Source organism: Streptomyces sp. NBC_00271, from assembly GCF_036178845.1.
In the GTDB taxonomy this organism is placed as follows: Bacteria; Actinomycetota; Actinomycetes; order Streptomycetales; family Streptomycetaceae; genus Streptomyces.
Genome location: NZ_CP108070.1, coordinates 6,346,820 through 6,363,975, shown reverse-complemented (window position 1 = coordinate 6,363,975; position 17,156 = coordinate 6,346,820). Strand labels below are relative to the sequence as shown.

Below are 17,156 nucleotides of genomic sequence, written 5' to 3'. Positions count from 1 at the left end.
TACACAAAGTTGAGTCTATTCCACTCAAGGACGGCCGGGGAAGCCATGGCGTGCACGGGTCGGGGTACATTTCCGACCATGAGCGCATACCCGGTGGACCCCCACGATCCCGACCCCGCCTACCTCACCTTCTGGCGGGAACGCCATCTGTGCACCCTCACCACCCTCCGGGCGGACGGCAGCCCGCACGTCGTACCCGTCGGGGTTACATACGACCCCGAGGCGGGCCTGGCTCGGGTGATCACCAACAAGTCCAGCGCGAAGGTGGGGCACGTACTGGCCGCGGGGGCGCAGGGGGCGCGCGTATCGGTCTGCCAGGTGGACGGGCGCCGGTGGGCGACGCTGGAGGGGCGCGCGAGGATCGCCACGGACCCCGCGCATGTCGCGGAGGCGGAGCGGCGGTACGCGGAGCGGTACGGGAGGGTGCCGTCGCCGAACCCCGACCGGGTGGCGATCGAAATCACCCTGACCTCAGCAATGGGACACGGCTGACCGGCCCGGGACACGGGACCCGGCCGACCGACCCCTGGCATGGGGGGGCGGCCGGCACGGCCACGAGCGCGGGGGTTCGGCCGACCGATCCCGGGCGAGGGAGTTCGACTGACCGATCCCAGGCGCGAGACCCGGCCGACCGGCCCCGGGCGAGGGAGTTCGGCTGACCGGCCCCGGGCACGGGGGTTCGGCTGACCGGTCCCCGGCACGAGACCCAGCTGACCGCCCCGGGCGCGGAATCCGGCAACCGACCTCGGGCACGGGACCCCGGCGGACCGGTCCGGGCACGAGACCCGGCTGATTTCAGCCGTTGTGGAGATGGCATGAAGATGGGCGGATACCTGGATCTTTCGCCCAAAACTGCAGCGGCGTCACCGTGTTCAGGTCACGGTGACGCCGCTGCGGGGGGAAGTACCTGCGCGATCTACTACGACGGGGGAATCGCGTCAGGCACTGCGGGGGGTGGCTGAGATGGTCCTTACGTCCGGGACTTCCGGCTCGGCCAGCTGGTGGTCACGCTGGTCGAGGTTCACAAAGATCATTCCGTACCGAATGGCACATCGCACGGGCTGCGGCGCGCCGCGCGGGCGCCGCAGACACCGGTACGCCCGGACGTCCTCGTCGTCGTCCCGGGTGACGACTACCGGCTCTCCGAACACCGTCACCATCAACGAGTCGCCAGTGTGGGGAATGGCGGTGGCCAGGTCGATGAAGTGCCATCCAGAGCGGTAGGCGGTGGCCATTTCTCGACGGAAGGAGCGGTCGTCGGGTGGAGTGGTCACGTCAGCCTCCAGCTCCCTCTGCCGTGCCCACGGGCGTGGTGGACACGGCGACCGCCGGCCACTTGCTGTCCGCTCGCATGTCGCTCTTCGTACCGGATAGGCCACTCAGAGCTCCGATGGCCACAACGGCAGAGAAGGCAGCGACAAGCACCGAGCGAAGCATTCTGTTACGCATAGTCGGCTTCGTCCTCACTTGAAGGTCCCCTCTTCCCCCGTCGGATACGACGATGGCTCATTCGGGCACGTCATGGCCACACAATCGGTGCATCATGTTCCTGCACGTTCAGGACCCTGGGGGGTGGAGATTTGGCAACGAATCGGACTAAAGCGACACATCCCCATGCGGTGACCGAACTGTGTGAGGAAGGTGGCCGACTTTATGCGCATGCCCTGCGCACCGGACGTATCGCCCGCGAAGACGTAAAGTCGGCTTCCTGTCTGATGGAATTGTCCCTTCTTCACCCTGATCCCGATGACCCGGACTGGCTGCGACCCGTACCTCCGGCAGTCGCCCTGGCTCAACGGCTCAACCCCCTAGAGCAGGAGATAGCCGAGCGCAGGCGCTGGTCAATCGAACTGTCCGATGCTTTCGAGCCGTTCATGGCACTCAGCACGCAGACGACGGCGACCACGCACTCGATCACGGTGCTGGAGGGCGGCGACCGCATCAACGCGGCGCTCAATCTGGCCACGGCCCAGTGCCAGACCGAGATGCTCACGGTCCAGCCGAGCAACCGGTTCTCCGAACGCAGCGTCCTCCAGGGGCTGGAGCGCGACCGGCCGCTGACCGAGCGCGGGGTGCGCATCCGGACGCTCTATCAGCACACGGTCCGCTACGACCTGGAGCGGCTGGCCTACGTGGAGCAGCTCTCGAACGGCAAGGTGGAGTACCGCACCATCGACGAGCTGGTCGAGCGCCTGATCATCTGCGACGAGACCGTCGCCTTCATCCCCACCCGCGACGACCAGCAAGTCGCCCTGGAACTCCGCAACCCGGGACTCGTCCGCTACCTGATCAAGGTCTTCGAGTTCATGTGGGGCCGGTCCGTCCCGCTGAGCGCCGGCGCCCCCTACGAGACGGCCCCCGACGGCATCACGGAGATCCAGCACTCCATCGCCAAACTCCTCGTGGAGGGGCACGTCGACGAGGCCATCGCCCGCCGCCTCGGCATGAACGTCCGCACCTGCCGCGCCCACATCGCCAAGCTGGCCACCGCCCTCGGCAGCGGCAGCCGGGCCCAACTCGGCTTCCTCATCGCACAGTCGGGGATCCTGGACCAGGATCGCTGAACGAGCGAGGAGGTGCACCACCCATGACAGCCGAGGCACACAGCCACGGAGTGGACGAGGTGTGCGAGGCCGGCCGCACCCTGTACGAACGCGCGTTACGCAACGGCGGCGTACGCACCCATGAGGCCAGGGACGTCCCCTGCCTGATCGACCTCGGCCTGCTCCACCCGAGCATCGAGGACCTGGAGTGGCTGGAACCCACGGCCCCGGCCGTCTCACTCCACCAGCTGCTGCGCGACATCGAGGACCGCATCGCGAACGAGCGGCGGCGCGAGGCCCGGCTGGCCGCCCTGTTCGAGCCCCTCATGCGTATCGACGGCCGGCACACGTCGTCCGCGTCGGACACCCCGACGCTCAGGGTCCTCAGCGGTTCGGACCGGATCAACCGGGCCATCACCGAGGCCATGGCCGAAGCGACCCGGGAACTCCTGTGCATCCAGCCCCACACGGGCCACACCGGTCAACGCAGCGCGGTGGCGCAGGCCCGCTCCCTGACCCGCGACCAGGATCTGCTGAGCCGCGGAGGCCGCATCCGCACCCTCTACCAGCACACGCTCCGACACGCCCCGTCCCTCCTCGCCCGCTATGAGCAGCTGCGAGGCGACGCCGAGGCCCGTTCGCTCGACGAGGTTACCGACCGGCTCATCGTCGTGGACTCCACCATCGCCTTCATCCCCGCCAACAAGGACGGCTCCCTCGCCCTGGAAGTCCGCCACCCCGCCCTCGTCGACTACTTCGTCACCACCTTCGACCGCCTCTGGCGCCTGGCCACCCCCATGTACCCCCAAGCCGTCCAACGCCCGTCCCTGAACGGCGTCACCCCGCGCCAGCGCGCCATCGCCGGCCTCCTCATAGAAGGCCACACCGACTCCACCATCGCCGACCGCCTCGGCATGAACGTCCGTACCGCCCGCGTCCACATCGCCAAACTCGCCGCGACCCTGGGAAGTGAGAGCCGGGCGCAACTCGGCTATCTCATAGGCCGGTCGGGGATTCTGGATCAGGAACAGGAACAGGACCAGGAGCCGAGCCGGGAGCCGTGAGTGTCTGCAGTTCCGGGGAGCGCGGCGGCCCGTCCAGCCCCGCCTGCGCGATCCGCACCCCCAACTGCGTGCGACTCGCCGCGCCCAGGGTCTCCGAGAGGCGTGCGATGTGCGCCCGGCAGGTACGGACGCTGATCCCCAGCCGCTCCGCGACCACCGCGTCCTGGTGTCCCTCCGCGAGCAGCGCCGCGATGGACCGCTCGCGGTGGGTGATGCCCTCGATGCCGGTCTCCGGGAGCGGCGCGGCGAGAGGGATCGCGAGGCGCCACAGCCGCTCGAAGACCGTGACCAGGTAGTCGACGAGGGCGGGGTGGCGCAGTTCCAGGGCGATCGTGCGGTCCGCGTTCGCCGGGATGAAGGCCACCTTGCGGTCGAAGAGGATGAGGCGCTCGACGACTTCGTCGAGGGTGCGGGCCTCCGCCGCGTCGCCCATCAGCTCCATGTAGTTGTGCAGGCCCTGGCCGTGCCGGGCCACGTGCGTGTAGAGGTCGCGCATGCGCACGCCCCGCCGGCGCATCTCCAGCGCCCGGTGCAGTCCCTCGGAGAGTTCGTCCTCGCGGCGGATGCCGCCGGGCTGCACGGTGAGCACCTCGGTCGCGCACGCCTCGGTCGCCTCGTCCATCGCGGCCCGGATCCGGGGCAGTCCGTCGAGCACGCGGATCGCCACGCCCTCCGTGGGCGCCTGGACGCGTCCGCCCAGACCGGCGTACCACTCGAACGCGGCCACCGCGTCGCCCACCCGCGTCTGGCTCGCGCTGACCTCCTCGTACACCCCGCGCAGCAGCCGTGTCATGACCTCCTGCGGCGAGGTCGGCACCAGCCACCCCATGTCGTCGGGGTCCGGATGCAGCAGCGCCAACTCGACAAGACAGGGCACCGTCTCGGCGTCCTCGCGCGGCACGCGTCCGCGCCGCACGGCCCGGGAGTACACCCGGTCCCCGGCCTCGCACAGTCGGTCAGCGCCGTGCGGATGCCTGTCCCTCCTGTGCCCGGCCATCTTCCACCCCTGGCTCCAGCATCCTCGCGATGCGACGCCTCCGCGCCGTCCGCAGCGCAACTATGCGCGGACCCGACCGCCATCGCAACACGGCTGCGCCCTTCACGCGCCCCCTCTCGCCCCTGTACGTACGGAAATATCCCCACCTCCGCACGGCACTCTGCAACAAGATGACGGTGGTCGGGGTACGCGACCCGGTGCCATCGTGGACCCGCTTCCCCCAGGGCGACACGGCGTCCTGGCCCGCCCTGGCCGGACACCCCCGTCCGGCCAGGGCTCCCCGACCCACGTCCGGATCGCGTGAACTGCCGGAAATCGTCGAGTGATCAGTACGTCACGTACCGCACCTACCGTCGGGCCATGGCGGACATATTTGACGCGTACGCGTTGGCCGATGCGTGGGACGAGATGTTTGAGCGGCCGGGTGAAGTCAGGGCCGCCTATGAGCCGGTACTGGCCGCCCTGCAGCCGATCGAGCCGGGTGAACTGCGCTTCCGGGCGGACCAGATGGCCCGCGCGTTCACCGACCGGGGCGTGACCTACGCCTTCGCTGGCGAGGAGCGCCCCTGGCCGCTGGACGTGGTCCCCAGGATCCTCGACGCCCTCGAATGGGACCTCGTCCAACGGGGGGTCTCCCAACGGGTGAGGGCCCTGGAGGCCTACCTCTCCGACGCCTACGGGCCCTGCCGCGCCTTCGAGGACGGGGTCGTGCCCTGGCGTCTCCTGCTCAACTCCCCCCACTTCCACCGGGCGGCGCACGGGATCGAGCCACCGGGCGGCGTACGGATCCACGTCGCAGGCATCGATCTCGTACGGGACGAGGCCGGGGACTTCCGGGTCCTGGAGGACAACGTCCGCGTGCCGTCCGGGGTCTCGTACGTCATCGAGAACCGGCGCGCGATGACCAGGATCTTTCCGTCCCTCTTCGCCGAACAGCACGTCGTACCCGTGGACGGCTACGCGCAGAGACTTCTGGCGGCCCTGCGCGCCGCCGCGCCCGACGGGGTCGGCGACCCGAGGGTCGTCGTCCTCACCCCCGGCCCCAGCAACGCCGCCTACTTCGAACACGCCCTGCTGGCCCGGCTGATGGGGGTGCAGCTGGTCGAGGGGCACGATCTCGCCTGCCGCAACAACCGTGTCTGGATGCGGACCACGCGGGGCGAGATGCCGGTGCATGTCGTATACCGGCGGCTCGACGACGACTTCCTCGATCCGCTGCACTTCCGGCCCGATTCGGTGATCGGCTGCCCGGGCATTCTCAGCGCCGCCCAGGCGGGCACCGTCACGCTCGCCAACGCCGTGGGCAACGGCATCGCCGACGACAAACTCCTCTACACGTACGTACCGGATCTGATCCGGTACTACCTCGGCGAGGAGCCCGTTCTCCCGAACGTCGAGTCCTACCGTCCGGACGAACCGGGCCAGTTGGACGCCGTCCTCGACCAGATCGACCAGCTGGTGATCAAGCCGGTGGACGGGGCGGGCGGCCAAGGCATCGTCATCGGCCCCAAGGCCGACCGGGACACCCTGGAGCGCACCCGGGCGGCCGTCGCCGCCGACCCGCGTGGCTGGATCGCGCAGCGGCCCGTCGCGCTCTCCACCTCGCCCACCCTCGCGGGCGACCGGATGGCGCCCCGCCACATCGACCTGCGCCCGTTCGCCGTCAACGACGGCACGGACGTCTGGGTGCTGCCCGGCGGCCTCACCCGGGTCGCCCTCCAGGAGGGCAACCTCATCGTCAACTCCAGCCAGGGCGGCGGCTCCAAGGACACCTGGGTGCTGGCGGAGGGCCCCGCCGAGCTCCCCCAGGTTCTCGACTTCGCCCGAACAGGGGGGACCCTCATCGGCGAGGACCCCGACGGCGGCGGCACGGCGTTGGACGTGGTCCCGCGCCAGCTCGGACCCGACGCTGCCCGTGGCGTCGTACAGGAAGGGGCACAGCAGCAGTGAACGACGTGATCCTCTCCCGCATAGCCGAGGCCCTGACCTGGACGGGCCGTTACGTCGAGCGGGCGGACGCCACCAGCCGCATCCTCGACGCCTACCTCCACCGCCTCCTGGAGGACCCCTGGCGCGACGAGGACGTGGCCTGCCGCTCCCTGTACGCCATCCTCGGCGTCGACGCGGGCGCCGAACGCGTCGACATGCAGCAGGTCCTGGACCAGCTCGCCTTCGACGCCCGCTCCACCTGCTCCATCGAGGGCGCGCTCGGAGCCGCCCGCCTCAACGCCCGCAGCGCCCGCGAGGCCGTCTCCTCCGAGATGTGGGAGTGCCTCAACTCCACCTGGCACGCGCTGGCCGACCAGCGCCTCGCGGCCCGCCGTACGGGCCCGTACGCGTACCTGGAGCTGGTACGCCGCCGGGCCGCCCTCTTCTTCGGCCTCGCCGACTCCACGATGAGCCGCGACGACAGCTGGCGTTTCGTGGTGCTGGGCCGGAGCCTGGAGCGGGTGGACATGACCGTACGGCTCCTCTCCGTCCGCGTGCTGGACGCCGCCCACGCCCCCGACTGGCCGACGCTGCTGAGCGCGAGCGGCGCGGACGAGGCGTATGCCCGGGTGTACGGCGGTTTCGGCGACACCCCGAGAGTGGCCGAATTCCTCCTCCTTGACCGGGACTTCCCGCGGTCCGCCCTGCACGCGCTCACCACCGCCGAGGAGTGCCTCGCCGCCCTCGGCCGCCCCCGTCAGGACCCGGCCCGTCGCCCGATAGGCCGTATGCGAACCCGCCTGGAATACCTGGACCTGGTGGCTCTGGAGGAACAGCTCCCCTTGCTCCTGCGCGACCTGCAACAAGCGTGCACGGCCTCGGCGGAGGCGGTGGCGGAGAGGTTCTTCCCGTACCAGGGGCCCGTCGAGTGGGCCCAGGAAGGAGCGTGAGCGCGATGAGCACTCCCGTGACACGCCGGCTGCGGATCCGGCACACCACCCGCGTCTCGTACGCGCAGGCCGCGGTCTCCTCCCACAACGAGGTCCGCATGACCCCCCTGACGCTTCCCGGGCAGACGACCCTGGACGCCAGGGTCACGGTCGACCCGACCACGCCCACCTGGTCGTACTGGGACTACTGGGGCACCCAGGTCACGGGCTTCGACCTGATGGAACCGCACGAGGACCTGACCATCACGGCGTCGAGCCTGGTGGAAACGGCCCCACCGGGCCCGCCGGCCCCCGCGCCGACCTGGGCGGAGGTCGCGAGAGCAACGGCGAACTCCCGCCTCCTGGAGTACGCGTCCCCGACCGGCCGTACGACAGTGACGCGGGAGTTGGTGGAGCGGGCGAGGTCGGCGTCGACGGGCCTGGACCCCCACGAGACGGCGGTCGCGGTCTCGGCCATGGTCACCGACCAGGTCGCGTACCTCCCCGGCGCCACCGGCGTGAACACCGGCGCCATGGAGGCCTGGGCGCAGGGCGCGGGCGTCTGCCAGGACATCGCCCACCTGACGGCGGCCCTCCTGCGCGGCCTGGGCCTGCCCACCCGCTATGTCTCGGGCTACCTCCACCCCGAACGCGAGGCCGAACTCCACCGCCCCGTCGCCGGCCAGAGCCACGCCTGGATCGAGTACTGGGCCGGCGACTGGGCCGGCTACGACCCCACCAACAGCACCCGGGCCGACGAGTCCCACGTCGTGGTCGGCCGCGGCCGCGACTACGACGACGTCACCCCGCACAAGGGGATCTACCGGGGCGTGGCCGGGGGCCCGCCGGAGGTGACGGTGGAGTTCACGCGGGTGGCGTGAGGACGACGCGGCGGGCTCAGCTCCGCTTGGGCCCGGTGATCGTCTCCCCGAGGTCGTCCTCATCACCCCAGGGTTCCGTGTCCTCCGGCGTGCGCGGGGGGTCTCGTCGTACACGCCGACCCGCAGACGGGCCGGGGTGAGCTGGACGCGGAGCATGGTCGTGCCCTTGGTGTGCAGGTGGACGTTGGTGACGAGTTCCGAGGTGCACAGGATCGCGGGCAGCACGAGGGGCGCGCGGTCGAGGGTGCGGAGCACGGCGCGTACGAAGTCCCGGCAGACCTGGGGAGCGGTGGCGTCGGCGGGAGCGAAGAGGCTGAAGCCGTGGGCGAGTTGGGCAGGCCGGTGGGGCGCCTGCGGGCAGCTTCCATGGGGGGCGGCTCCTGTCGTACGCCCGCGATGGCAGTCCGAACTCGACCGGCAGAAGTCGACGTTCAGCGGCCCGCAGGGCGAGTGCGTAAACGTCGCCACCGCCCCCGACGGAACGATCCGCCTACGCGAGAGCGACGAACCCCGCACCGTACTCGCCACCACCCCGGTGGGGCTCTCCGCCCTTCTCCAGCACCTCAGGCCGCGGCCCAGCTCGTGAGCAGGGCCTCGCGGGCGGCCCGCCAGGGCGTCACGCCGTCGCCGTCGACGCTCCCCCACTCCAGCAGCCGCCCCACGTCCGCCGTACCGTCCACGAACCGGTTCAGCAATGCCACCGACAGCTCGTACTCGGACTGGACGTAGCCCCCGACGGCCGCGGTGTACACCGTCAGCTCGGCCTTCTCCTCGTCCGTCCGTATGTGGAGTTCGAACGCGGGCGGTGCCTCACCGCCCCCCGTCGCCATGTCGAAGACCGTGTCCATCACGTTGTTCACCAGCCACCGGGTACTGGAGCGCACCCGCACGTCGTGGACGGTGACCGCGCGGACGTCCGCCCAGGACCAGAACCCCTCCTGGCCCGTACCCACGGCCTCAAGCCCCTCGGGGGTGAGCCGCACCCCGCGCCCGTACCCCTCGGGTTCGGCGCCCACATACACGCTCTCCTTGGTGAACCAGAACAGGCCGATCATGGCCACGGACGCCTCCAGCACGACGAGCACAACAAGTACGACAAACACGGTCCCCCTCTGAGACACCGACGGGCCCGGAATGGTTCAGCAGGGACGTGAGAGTCGGGACTGTCGAACACGCGTACAGGTGCCCTATGTTGCTCCTCGTGACGGAACTGGTGTTGCGCGCCCGCCGTACCACGGCCCTCTTCGAGCGGGACGCCGTGCTGTTGGACCGGAGAGGGAACCGACTGCGCATCCCCCTCGCCGCGATCGAGACCGTCCGTACAGGCGGAGGATCGAGGCGGCGCGTCATCGAGATCGTCCTGACCTCCGCCGGCGCCACCCCCGTCGTCCACACGCTGAGCCCACCGAGTGCCACCGCCGCGACCGCGTTCGCCGACGCGGTCAACGCCGCGCTGCCCGTCCGGGACGCCGTTGAACCGCGTACGGACGGGGCGACGTTGGTGACCACCGTGCCCGTGCCACCGCGGACGGAACGGAAGGACCGCTGGACGACATCCCGCGAGCGGAGGGTGCAATGGGCGTTCGGCGCGCTGTTCGCGCTGGGGACTGCCCTCGCCGCGGCCACCGGGGAGTGGGTGCTCGTCCTCCTCTGGGTCACCTCCTACGCACCGTTCCTCGTCGGGTGCGCGCTCACGCACATCGTGTACCGGGTCACGGTGGACTGGTGGCTGCTGCGCCGCCGCGGTATCACCGTCCTCGCCGTCTACAAGGACAGCGACTACGTCGGCGACGTGCTCGTCAAGAGGTACTCGTTCACCGACGCGGCAGGCGAGGAGCGGACGTTCAGCGGAGGCGGCCGGCTCGTGGCGACTGACCCGGAACGGATCGAGGTGACCTACGACCCTTGTGCCCCGAAGCGGAGGGCCACGCGCGACGGGCCCGTCGTACGCACGCTCTCCGTCCTGGCGTACGTGCTCCTGGGCCTGCCCGTCACAGCGGTGACCGCCGCGTACCCACCCGCCTCCCTCATCGTCCTGCTGTCCGCGCTCTAGGGACTGTCCGGCGACGCGTCCCCGTCGTCCTCGTCCTCGCCCTCCCGTAATCGCCTGAGGCGCGGCCGGTGCGGCATCAGGTCGCGTATGCGGGACTCGCCCGTGCCCACCACGGGCAGCCGTAACTCTTCGGTCTTGTGGTGTTCCTGGGGGCCTTCGGTGGAGCGGGAGCGCCGCTCGTCCTGGTGGTCGTGGTCCTCCGGCTGCCGCTCGGGGAAGCGGAGCAGTCGTGCCGGCGGCACGGGGAAGCCCTCGCTGTCCGGGTGCTGGCCGGGGCCGTTGGAGGGGTCGGGGCCGTCGGGCCGGTCGCCGTCGGAGCGGTCGGGGGACGTCGCTCGGGCATGCTCGGTCCAGCCTGCGCGGAACCAGGCCAGCTGGTCCCGCTGCACCTCGTCATCGGTGAGGATGCGCACGCCGTCCGTACCGGCCCGCCGGATCTTCTCCCCCAGCTCGATCAGCAGGCCGCCCACGGTGTACGCCACGGCGTCCGGATCCGGTGCGGCGGCCGGTCCGTCCGCCTCCTCCTCCGGTGGACGTGGATCACGTGCGTGCGAGTCGTGCGAACCACGCGCACGCGGGTCGCGCGCCTGCGGGTCTCCCCCCTCGTGCCCGTGCCCCACCTGCACACCCCTCTTCACCGCTGCTCCGAATCCCCCCGCCGAAGCGTCACTCTCGTCTGCGTTCCTCCGGCAGGAACTGGCCAACCACCTTCACGAAAAGTTCTTGCAGCTCCGACGGCACCCCGAGCAGCCGTGCCGCCTCCGCCGGGCTGAGTGACGCAGCCGGGCCCCCGGAGGTTTCGCCGATCCGCGGATCGAGCGGAAGATCGTCCTCCGACAGTCGGCCGGACCGGATCAACATGTCCCTCAAGGGAACGGCCAGAACCGTCGCCAACCGGCGCATCGTCTCCAGATCCGGCATGCTTTGCCGCTGCAACAGCCGACTGACCGCGGCCCGGTGGACCCCCGCGTCGTCGGCGAGCTTGGACTTGCCACCGCCCCGCGGGCTGTCGATGTCGTAGCCACGCCTGCGCATCAGTCCTTCTATCCAGACCGCGAACTCCTCCAGGCCGTCGGCCCTGGGCGTTCGGCCACTGTCGGCGCGATGGCCCTGGTCGTTGTAGGCGTTGGCCCACGAGCTTGCACCCATGTGGTGGCTCTCCCCTCGTCGCGAGGGAAGAGTACCGAGCGCGCGCGCACCTCTGGGAGTGCGCGCTCGCACGCATTCGTAAAGTTCTCACCTGCGCGGGCGCTCTCATCGCGGCATATGCGGCTGATACAGGCGCTGTTGACACCTCCCGAGCGGACCCCGGCCCCGACTCCGACCCTGATTCCGGTCGCGCGCGACTCCGGAGCGTAGTCACTTGCGCACGCGCTCGCACCATGCAACTCTGATCGCGCGTTCGCAACTGTCGAACATATGTTCCCACACCTGGGGAGGGGTTGCACGTGCCCAACCAGCCGACCGCATCCGCCACTGCCACGACCTGGCGCTTTCCCTCTGCACGCGAAGAACTGGACTGGCGCCGCGCCGCAGCCTGCGCCGATCTTCCCGAACACTCCGTGTTCACCCGCATCCCCTCCGAGGCGGAGCCGGTATTGCGCGCCTGCAATCAGTGCCTGATCCGTCACGCATGCGAGGCGCTCGTCGATCCCGCTCACACCTGGTTCGACGGGGTCAGCGGGGGACGGCTGTGGCGCAACGGGCGCGAGGTGTCTCGTGCGATGCCGCAGGGCGCACCGGGGGGAGCCGCACGATGAACCGCGAACTGCCCGGCGCCGTCTGGATCGCCTCGCTCGTCCGCCGCTTCCCCGACCTCGTCGACGAGTTGGCACCCGCTGCCCACGGGGGGCTGCGGGAGCGCCGTGGGGGCGGGCCCGTCGCGGGGACGACGCTGCCCGTACGGCTGCACATCTCGGACGCCGTACGGGACATCACCGACGGCGTGGTCGAACTGGAGGAGGCCGTACGGGAACGGCTCGGGCTGCGGGCCGTGCCGCCCGCCCCCGTCCCGGTGCGGCTGCGCCGGATCGCCGGCCTGCTGGAGCGCGTCGCCGCGGACTCCGTCCTCGCCGCACATGTCGAGGACGAGAGCCGGCGCATGGCCGCCCGCTGCGCACGGGCGCTCGGCGACCCCGAACAACTGGTACGGCTGCCGGGCCGCTGCCCCACCTGCGACTCCGTCTCCCTCCGCGCCTTCCCGGAACGCGCCGAGGTGCGCTGCGTCAATCCCGTGTGCGGACAGGTACTCGAACCGGAGGCCTCATGAACTCCCCCCTGATCACCACCGAGTTGGCGGCCGACGAGGCCGGGGTCTCCACGGCCACGATCCGCAAGTGGGTCCAGCGAGGCCACCTGCGCCCGGCGGACACCCGGGGCCGACGCCGGCTGTATCGCCTGGAGGACGTGTTCGCGGCGGAGCGCGCGACGCACCGGGCGGGCGCCGACCGCTGACCGTGCCTCCCCACCTTCAAGGGCCCCGCCGCGCGCTGCGGCGGGGCCCTCGTGGTCCTCGTGGTCCACGCCGTTGCTCCGCCCCGGCGGCGCGCGCTGCGGGCCGTGCGCGGTGTGCCGAACATGCCGGATGAATACCCGCACCGAATAGACCAGTTGCACGATCCGAGCGGTCGCGTCACACTCGATGCAGCGGCAGAGCTGCGCCCACCCTCAACGGGGGCGACGGACCTGCCGCTTTGTGTTGCCCGGAAACGGGCCCCCGCCCGGCACGAAGCCGGGCCCCGAAGGGAGCGTCCATGTGGCCATCCTGACCTTTCCCGACGCCGAGCAACTCGTCGTCGACTTCCTCAAGAACCGGGCCGAGCTGACCGGTGTCGTCGTCGACAGCCGCCCGCCCGCCGGATTCGACGGCACCCAGAAGGTCGTCCTCGTCTCGCACATGGGCGGCGCCTGGGTCGACGACCAGCATCTCGACCAGCCGCTGCTCGACCTGGAGGTGTACGGCCCGGACAAGCCCACGGCACACACCGTGGCGCTGTCCGCCCGCGCCTGCGTGCTGGAGCTGGCCGACACCGTGTACGGCTCCGCGGCCGTCGTCGACGTCTCCGAGGCCGACGGGCCGCGCTGGCTGCCCGACTACACCCGCTCGGCCGCCAGCCGCTACCGCTCCACGATCCGGCTCCTGCTGCGCCTCGGCTGAGCCCGCCCCACCTCGAACCAAGGCCTCACGTCCCTTACGTACACAAGGAGTTCGCATGGCTACGAACAACGGCAAGGAAATCCGTGTCGCCGGTACCGGCCGGGTCCTCGTCGCCCCCGCCGGTACCACCGCGCCGGTCAAGTCCGACGACGCCTGGCCGGCCGGCTGGGTGGAGCTGGGGTACACCTCCACCGACGGCATCAAGCTCAACAAGAAGGACAAGATCGACCCGGTCGACACCTGGCAGTCGGCGAGCCCGGCTCGCTTCATCTACTCCGACCGCGATCTGACCGTGAAGTTCCAGCTGCTCCAGATGAACAAGAGCACGCTCTCCTTCTTCATGGGCATCCCGGCCACCAACATCGCGCAGACCTCGGTCGGCGGCACCGCGGTCGTGGACACCTACGAGTTCCTGGTCCCGAGCACCCCGGCCAAGGACGAGCGGGCGCTCGGCATCGAGTTCACGGACGGAACGGACGCCGTGTACCGCTTCATCCTGCCGCGCGGCCAGGTCACCGAGACCGAGGAACTGGGCTTCACGCGGACCGGGTCGGTGAAGCTCGGCGTCACCTTCACCGCGCTGGAGGCGGAGACCGCCAACCGCGAACTGGCCAAGTGGATCATGAAGGACAAGGCGTACGCCGCCCTGTGACGGTCCTTCCGGTCCACCTTCCGTGACGGGCGCCCCGTAGGGCTCGTCACCCGGGGCGGCGGGCTCCCCCACCCGTCGCCCCGGCCCCATCCACGTACACCTGACAAGGGAGATCCCCGATGACCGGATTCAACGTCAACGCGGCCCGCGCCCAGCGCCTGGAGGCGCTCGGGCACAGCTGGACCTTCGAACTCGACGACGACAGCTTCGAGTTGCCGACCGAGCTGACCCGTACGACCGCGCGCGAGCTGCGCGACCTCGACGACAACGACGTGGACGGGCTGCTCCAACTGCTGCTCGGGGAGCGGCAGTTCGCACGCTTCGAGAAGCACGACGTCACGATGCAGGACATCGCGGCCATCCTGGATGCCTACGGCAAGGAGACGGGGCTGGGCCTGGGGGAAGACTGAGCCTCGGCGAGCTCGTCGAAGAGCACGCCGAGGCCCTGGAGGCGGATCTGCTCCGCCACTACGGGGTCGACCTGCTGGACTGGCACCGCGGCCGCCTCTCCTCGCGCCGGCTGTCGGTCCTGGTCCGGCATCTCCCGAGGGACAGCGCAGTGCTGAAGGAACTCCACGGCGAAGCCGCCGAGTGGACGGCGACCGACTACCTGCTCGCGACCGTGATCGACCAACTCGCTGAGGCGAACTGGATGTTCGCCACCGTCAACCGTGACGACGACAGCGAACCACTGGACTTCCCGGAACCGATTCCGCGGCCGGGAAACGAGTCGACCGACACGGAGCGCGGAGCATCGGGCGATACGGCCGGCGAAAAGGGCGCTCCAACGACGGACCAGCTTCTCCAGTTCTTCCTCTGACCGAGGTCAGTAGCTCAGATAGAGCAGGAATCCCGCACCGAAGAGGGTCTGCAGAGCGACCAGCACCCACAGCGAGAACCAGGCCTCCGAACGCGCATCGAGCTCGCGCCGACTACGCGCCCTGCGCCACGGAGCGCTCGGGTCGTACACGATGGGCGCCTCTTCGTCGGGAGTTCCCCAGACGGTGCCGCTCAGCGGCGAGATGTAGATGATCTCCTCTCCGGATTCCGTCACGAATTCAAAACTCGTGGAATACCGGTCTTCAGAGACAGAGACATTTCTACAACGACCCATCACCTCTATCCCGACTCTTTTCAGTCGTCGATTCACCCACAGGGGAATCACTCCGAACCAGAGCAGGAAGGGCAGCGGGAACAGAAACAAACAGAGGAAGACCCAGGCCAGCGCATCCATTCGGCAATGATGGCATGCGTCACCAGCGGCCACAAGTGCCTTCTGCAGCTTGGAGATTGACGTGGCAGGAACACCGGCAAACAACAACGACAGCGTCTGGTATTTCTGGACGAAGGACGAAGCGGACAAATTCAAGCACAAGCTGAACGGTCTGAGCACCTCGGTGGACGCCCTGAAGGTGGCAGCCGGATTCGCCGCGGTCGGATTCACCCCGCTCAAGATCGATGCCTCCGCGTTCAAGATGGACGAGAAAGGCATCGTCATCGGCGGAGTTCAGAAGTGGACCTGGCCGTACGCGCGGGACGAGAAGGCCAAGCTCGAGGCTCAGGACAAGAAGCTGCTCAGGTTGAGCGAGCGCGCGGAAGCGGCCGGCCGCAGGGCCAAGAACGCCGCGGACACCGCGCAGCGACTCCTGTCGAGGACGCGAGGCAACGCCAACTGGGCGACCGAGGCGGAGCGCCGGCGCGCCGTCGATGTGGAGAAGGACGCGACGCAGGCCCTCAAGAAGGCGACCGACGCCTATACGAAGGTCGAGCAACTGGTCCGGAAGGCGGAAGCGAAGAAGGAACAAGTGGAGACCCAGCGGGCAACCATCAAACGCTCGATGGACGGCATGGGTGCGGACCTGGAACGAGTGCGGACCAAGTTGGATTCCATGGCTTCGGTGGCGGCCTGACCCACTCCGGCAAGAATCTAGATCAGTAAGGGATTCTCGTGACCGTTCAAAGCTCTTTCAAAAAGGCCGCAGAAAGCATCCGTGCTTTTCGCAACGAGCTGATCCTGACCGGTTCCGGCACGGACAAGACCAGTTCCGCGCTCGGCAGGCTGCGTGCCGGTGCGAACAACGGCAGCACCGCGATGGGAAAGCTCAAGGGTGGGCTGGGTGATGCCGGCGGTTCCCTCGACAAATCCAAATCCGCCACCGACAAGTTCAAGACCTCCCTCGACAAGCTCAAGTCCTCAGCCGACAAGACCAAGGCCGCCCTCAAGGACGTGAAGAACCAGGCCGACGCGGTCGAGAAGTCCGTGGGGAAGGCCGGGAAGAACGCCGACAAGGGCGGGAAGTCCATGGGGAGCCTCGGGAAGGGGCTCAAGGGAGCGGGTCTCGCTCAGAAGGGGCTCAACCTCGCCATGGCAGCCAGCCCCTTCGGGCTGGTCATGACGCTGCTCACCCCGCTCATCGCGCAGTTCGTCAACATGGACAAGGTCACCGCCCTCGTCCGCAAGGGCCTCACGGCCGCCTGGAGTCACATCAAGTCCTCCTCGCAGTCCGCCGCGAAGATCCTCGGGCCGCTGTTCAAGGGCGTGGTGAACGGGTTCCTGACCCCGACCCGGATGCTGGTGCGCGGGCTCAACGTCCTCATCGGCGGCCTGAATCACGTGAAGTTCAAGGTCCCTGGCTGGGTGCCCGTCATCGGCGGCAAGGGCTTCGCCTTCGATCTGTCCCCCATCCCGGTGCCGCAGCTCGCCCAGGGCGGCGTCGTGCGCGCCCGCACCGGCGGCACCCTCGCCCTCGTCGGCGAGGGCGGCGAGCACGAGGCCGTCATCCCGCTGTCCCGGCTGGAGCGGATGCTCGGCTCCGGCGGCGGCCTGCGCCGGCTCGCCGCCGCCGTCGAGGCGCTCGCCGACCGGCCCGTCCAGATCGACGTGGACTCCCAGACCATCGCACGCGCCGTCCAGCTCGGGCAGCGCAAGCTCGCCCGGAGGTGAGGCAGGG

23 protein-coding genes are annotated in these 17,156 nt (G+C 69.7%); 17 read left to right on the top strand and 6 right to left on the bottom strand.

The window, feature by feature from the left end; all coding sequences use genetic code 11:
• Positions 1-78 precede the first annotated feature (78 nt).
• Entirely contained in the window at positions 79-492 is a 414-nt protein-coding gene (locus OG798_RS29085) for a pyridoxamine 5'-phosphate oxidase family protein (RefSeq protein WP_183127242.1), read from the top strand.
• 446 nt (positions 493-938) lie between these two features.
• Here the strand turns inward: OG798_RS29085 and OG798_RS29080 are convergent, their stop codons facing one another.
• Positions 939-1,235, bottom strand: a complete 297-nt coding sequence (locus OG798_RS29080) for a (2Fe-2S)-binding protein (protein ID WP_179436836.1) — start codon at positions 1,233-1,235, stop codon at positions 939-941.
• A gap of 345 nt (positions 1,236-1,580) precedes the next feature.
• Between OG798_RS29080 and OG798_RS29075 the strand changes: the two genes are divergently transcribed.
• Positions 1,581-2,564: a helix-turn-helix transcriptional regulator gene (locus tag OG798_RS29075; protein WP_095853470.1), complete on the top strand. Its 984-nt coding sequence runs from the start codon at positions 1,581-1,583 to the stop codon at positions 2,562-2,564.
• Between the two features lie 23 nt (positions 2,565-2,587).
• Positions 2,588-3,607 (top strand): helix-turn-helix transcriptional regulator, encoded by a 1,020-nt coding sequence (locus OG798_RS29070; protein WP_095853471.1) that lies wholly within the window; start codon positions 2,588-2,590, stop codon positions 3,605-3,607.
• On the opposite strand, the gene OG798_RS29065 is transcribed toward OG798_RS29070, so the two are convergent.
• A complete protein-coding gene (locus tag OG798_RS29065) occupies positions 3,540-4,604 on the bottom strand; it encodes a helix-turn-helix transcriptional regulator (RefSeq protein ID WP_095853472.1) in 1,065 nt (354 codons plus the stop codon). The two genes, OG798_RS29070 and OG798_RS29065, sit on opposite strands and share 68 nt — an antisense overlap.
• A 360-nt stretch (positions 4,605-4,964) precedes the next feature.
• On the opposite strand from OG798_RS29065, the gene OG798_RS29060 reads away from it, so the two are divergent.
• The 4 genes from OG798_RS29060 to OG798_RS29045 all read left to right on the top strand — a co-directional run bounded on the left by OG798_RS29060 (position 4,965) and on the right by OG798_RS29045 (position 8,929).
• Positions 4,965-6,554 (top strand): circularly permuted type 2 ATP-grasp protein, encoded by a 1,590-nt coding sequence (locus OG798_RS29060; RefSeq protein WP_095853473.1) that lies wholly within the window; start codon positions 4,965-4,967, stop codon positions 6,552-6,554.
• Positions 6,551-7,483, top strand: a complete 933-nt coding sequence (locus OG798_RS29055) for an alpha-E domain-containing protein (RefSeq protein ID WP_328757920.1) — start codon at positions 6,551-6,553, stop codon at positions 7,481-7,483. The genes OG798_RS29060 and OG798_RS29055 overlap by 4 nt, the downstream gene beginning before the upstream one ends.
• A 5-nt stretch (positions 7,484-7,488) precedes the next feature.
• Positions 7,489-8,343: a transglutaminase family protein gene (locus tag OG798_RS29050; RefSeq protein WP_179436490.1), complete on the top strand. Its 855-nt coding sequence runs from the start codon at positions 7,489-7,491 to the stop codon at positions 8,341-8,343.
• Between the two features lie 187 nt (positions 8,344-8,530).
• Positions 8,531-8,929, top strand: coding sequence for a DUF397 domain-containing protein (locus tag OG798_RS29045; RefSeq protein WP_328757919.1), 399 nt, complete (start codon positions 8,531-8,533; stop codon positions 8,927-8,929).
• Here the strand turns inward: OG798_RS29045 and OG798_RS29040 are convergent.
• Complete coding sequence (locus tag OG798_RS29040) at positions 8,907-9,446, bottom strand: hypothetical protein (RefSeq protein ID WP_328757918.1); 540 nt, start codon at positions 9,444-9,446, stop codon at positions 8,907-8,909. The genes OG798_RS29045 and OG798_RS29040 overlap by 23 nt on opposite strands.
• A gap of 98 nt (positions 9,447-9,544) precedes the next feature.
• Here OG798_RS29040 and OG798_RS29035 point away from each other — a divergent pair, with 98 nt between their 5' ends.
• Positions 9,545-10,396 (top strand): hypothetical protein, encoded by an 852-nt coding sequence (locus OG798_RS29035; RefSeq protein ID WP_147474180.1) that lies wholly within the window; start codon positions 9,545-9,547, stop codon positions 10,394-10,396.
• Here the strand turns inward: OG798_RS29035 and OG798_RS29030 are convergent.
• A complete protein-coding gene (locus OG798_RS29030; protein ID WP_147474181.1) occupies positions 10,393-11,034 on the bottom strand; it encodes a hypothetical protein in 642 nt (213 codons plus the stop codon). The two genes, OG798_RS29035 and OG798_RS29030, sit on opposite strands and share 4 nt — an antisense overlap.
• A 28-nt stretch (positions 11,035-11,062) precedes the next feature.
• Positions 11,063-11,431: a helix-turn-helix domain-containing protein gene (locus OG798_RS29025; protein ID WP_257017304.1), complete on the bottom strand. Its 369-nt coding sequence runs from the start codon at positions 11,429-11,431 to the stop codon at positions 11,063-11,065.
• 413 nt (positions 11,432-11,844) lie between these two features.
• Here OG798_RS29025 and OG798_RS29020 point away from each other — a divergent pair, with 413 nt between their 5' ends.
• The 7 genes from OG798_RS29020 (at position 11,845) to OG798_RS28990 (ending at position 15,025) form a co-directional block, all read left to right on the top strand.
• Complete coding sequence (locus OG798_RS29020; RefSeq protein ID WP_328757917.1) at positions 11,845-12,156, top strand: hypothetical protein; 312 nt, start codon at positions 11,845-11,847, stop codon at positions 12,154-12,156.
• Positions 12,153-12,665, top strand: a complete 513-nt coding sequence (locus OG798_RS29015) for a hypothetical protein (protein ID WP_095853478.1) — start codon at positions 12,153-12,155, stop codon at positions 12,663-12,665. Before OG798_RS29020 ends, OG798_RS29015 begins: the two co-directional genes overlap by 4 nt.
• Positions 12,662-12,850, top strand: coding sequence for a MerR family DNA-binding transcriptional regulator (locus OG798_RS29010; protein ID WP_095853479.1), 189 nt, complete (start codon positions 12,662-12,664; stop codon positions 12,848-12,850). The genes OG798_RS29015 and OG798_RS29010 overlap by 4 nt, the downstream gene beginning before the upstream one ends.
• Before the next feature lie 301 nt (positions 12,851-13,151).
• Positions 13,152-13,553: a hypothetical protein gene (locus OG798_RS29005; RefSeq protein ID WP_095853480.1), complete on the top strand. Its 402-nt coding sequence runs from the start codon at positions 13,152-13,154 to the stop codon at positions 13,551-13,553.
• 55 nt (positions 13,554-13,608) lie between these two features.
• Positions 13,609-14,205 (top strand): phage tail tube protein, encoded by a 597-nt coding sequence (locus OG798_RS29000; protein ID WP_095853481.1) that lies wholly within the window; start codon positions 13,609-13,611, stop codon positions 14,203-14,205.
• Positions 14,206-14,324: 119 nt separating this feature from the next.
• Positions 14,325-14,615: a hypothetical protein gene (locus tag OG798_RS28995; RefSeq protein WP_095853482.1), complete on the top strand. Its 291-nt coding sequence runs from the start codon at positions 14,325-14,327 to the stop codon at positions 14,613-14,615.
• A gap of 149 nt (positions 14,616-14,764) precedes the next feature.
• On the top strand, positions 14,765-15,025 hold the full coding sequence (locus tag OG798_RS28990) for a hypothetical protein (RefSeq protein ID WP_413253569.1): 261 nt from the start codon (positions 14,765-14,767) through the stop codon (positions 15,023-15,025).
• Between the two features lie 6 nt (positions 15,026-15,031).
• Here OG798_RS28990 and OG798_RS28985 read toward each other — a convergent pair whose 3' ends face one another.
• A complete protein-coding gene (locus OG798_RS28985; protein ID WP_147474182.1) occupies positions 15,032-15,439 on the bottom strand; it encodes a hypothetical protein in 408 nt (135 codons plus the stop codon).
• A 61-nt stretch (positions 15,440-15,500) separates the two neighbouring features.
• Between OG798_RS28985 and OG798_RS28980 the strand changes: the two genes are divergently transcribed.
• Positions 15,501-16,115, top strand: coding sequence for a hypothetical protein (locus tag OG798_RS28980; RefSeq protein ID WP_095853485.1), 615 nt, complete (start codon positions 15,501-15,503; stop codon positions 16,113-16,115).
• 38 nt (positions 16,116-16,153) lie between these two features.
• Entirely contained in the window at positions 16,154-17,149 is a 996-nt protein-coding gene (locus OG798_RS28975) for a hypothetical protein (RefSeq protein ID WP_095853486.1), read from the top strand.
• Positions 17,150-17,156: the final 7 nt, after the last annotated feature.

Bases quoted from the DNA above. Each gene is read 5' to 3' on its own strand.
- OG798_RS29085 (WP_183127242.1), top strand. From the start codon at position 79: ATGAGCGCATACCCGGTGGACCCCCACGATCCCGACCCCGCCTACCTC.
- OG798_RS29060 (WP_095853473.1), top strand. From the start codon at position 4,965: ATGGCGGACATATTTGACGCGTACGCGTTGGCCGATGCGTGGGACGAG.
- OG798_RS29025 (WP_257017304.1), bottom strand. From the start codon at position 11,431: ATGCGCAGGCGTGGCTACGACATCGACAGCCCGCGGGGCGGTGGCAAG.
- OG798_RS29000 (WP_095853481.1), top strand. From the start codon at position 13,609: ATGGCTACGAACAACGGCAAGGAAATCCGTGTCGCCGGTACCGGCCGG.
- OG798_RS28995 (WP_095853482.1), top strand. From the start codon at position 14,325: ATGACCGGATTCAACGTCAACGCGGCCCGCGCCCAGCGCCTGGAGGCG.
- OG798_RS28985 (WP_147474182.1), bottom strand. From the start codon at position 15,439: ATGGATGCGCTGGCCTGGGTCTTCCTCTGTTTGTTTCTGTTCCCGCTG.
- OG798_RS29080 (WP_179436836.1), bottom strand. From the start codon at position 1,235: ATGGCCACCGCCTACCGCTCTGGATGGCACTTCATCGACCTGGCCACC.
- OG798_RS29070 (WP_095853471.1), top strand. From the start codon at position 2,588: ATGACAGCCGAGGCACACAGCCACGGAGTGGACGAGGTGTGCGAGGCC.
- OG798_RS29065 (WP_095853472.1), bottom strand. From the start codon at position 4,604: ATGGCCGGGCACAGGAGGGACAGGCATCCGCACGGCGCTGACCGACTG.
- OG798_RS29015 (WP_095853478.1), top strand. From the start codon at position 12,153: ATGAACCGCGAACTGCCCGGCGCCGTCTGGATCGCCTCGCTCGTCCGC.
- OG798_RS29010 (WP_095853479.1), top strand. From the start codon at position 12,662: ATGAACTCCCCCCTGATCACCACCGAGTTGGCGGCCGACGAGGCCGGG.
- OG798_RS29050 (WP_179436490.1), top strand. From the start codon at position 7,489: ATGAGCACTCCCGTGACACGCCGGCTGCGGATCCGGCACACCACCCGC.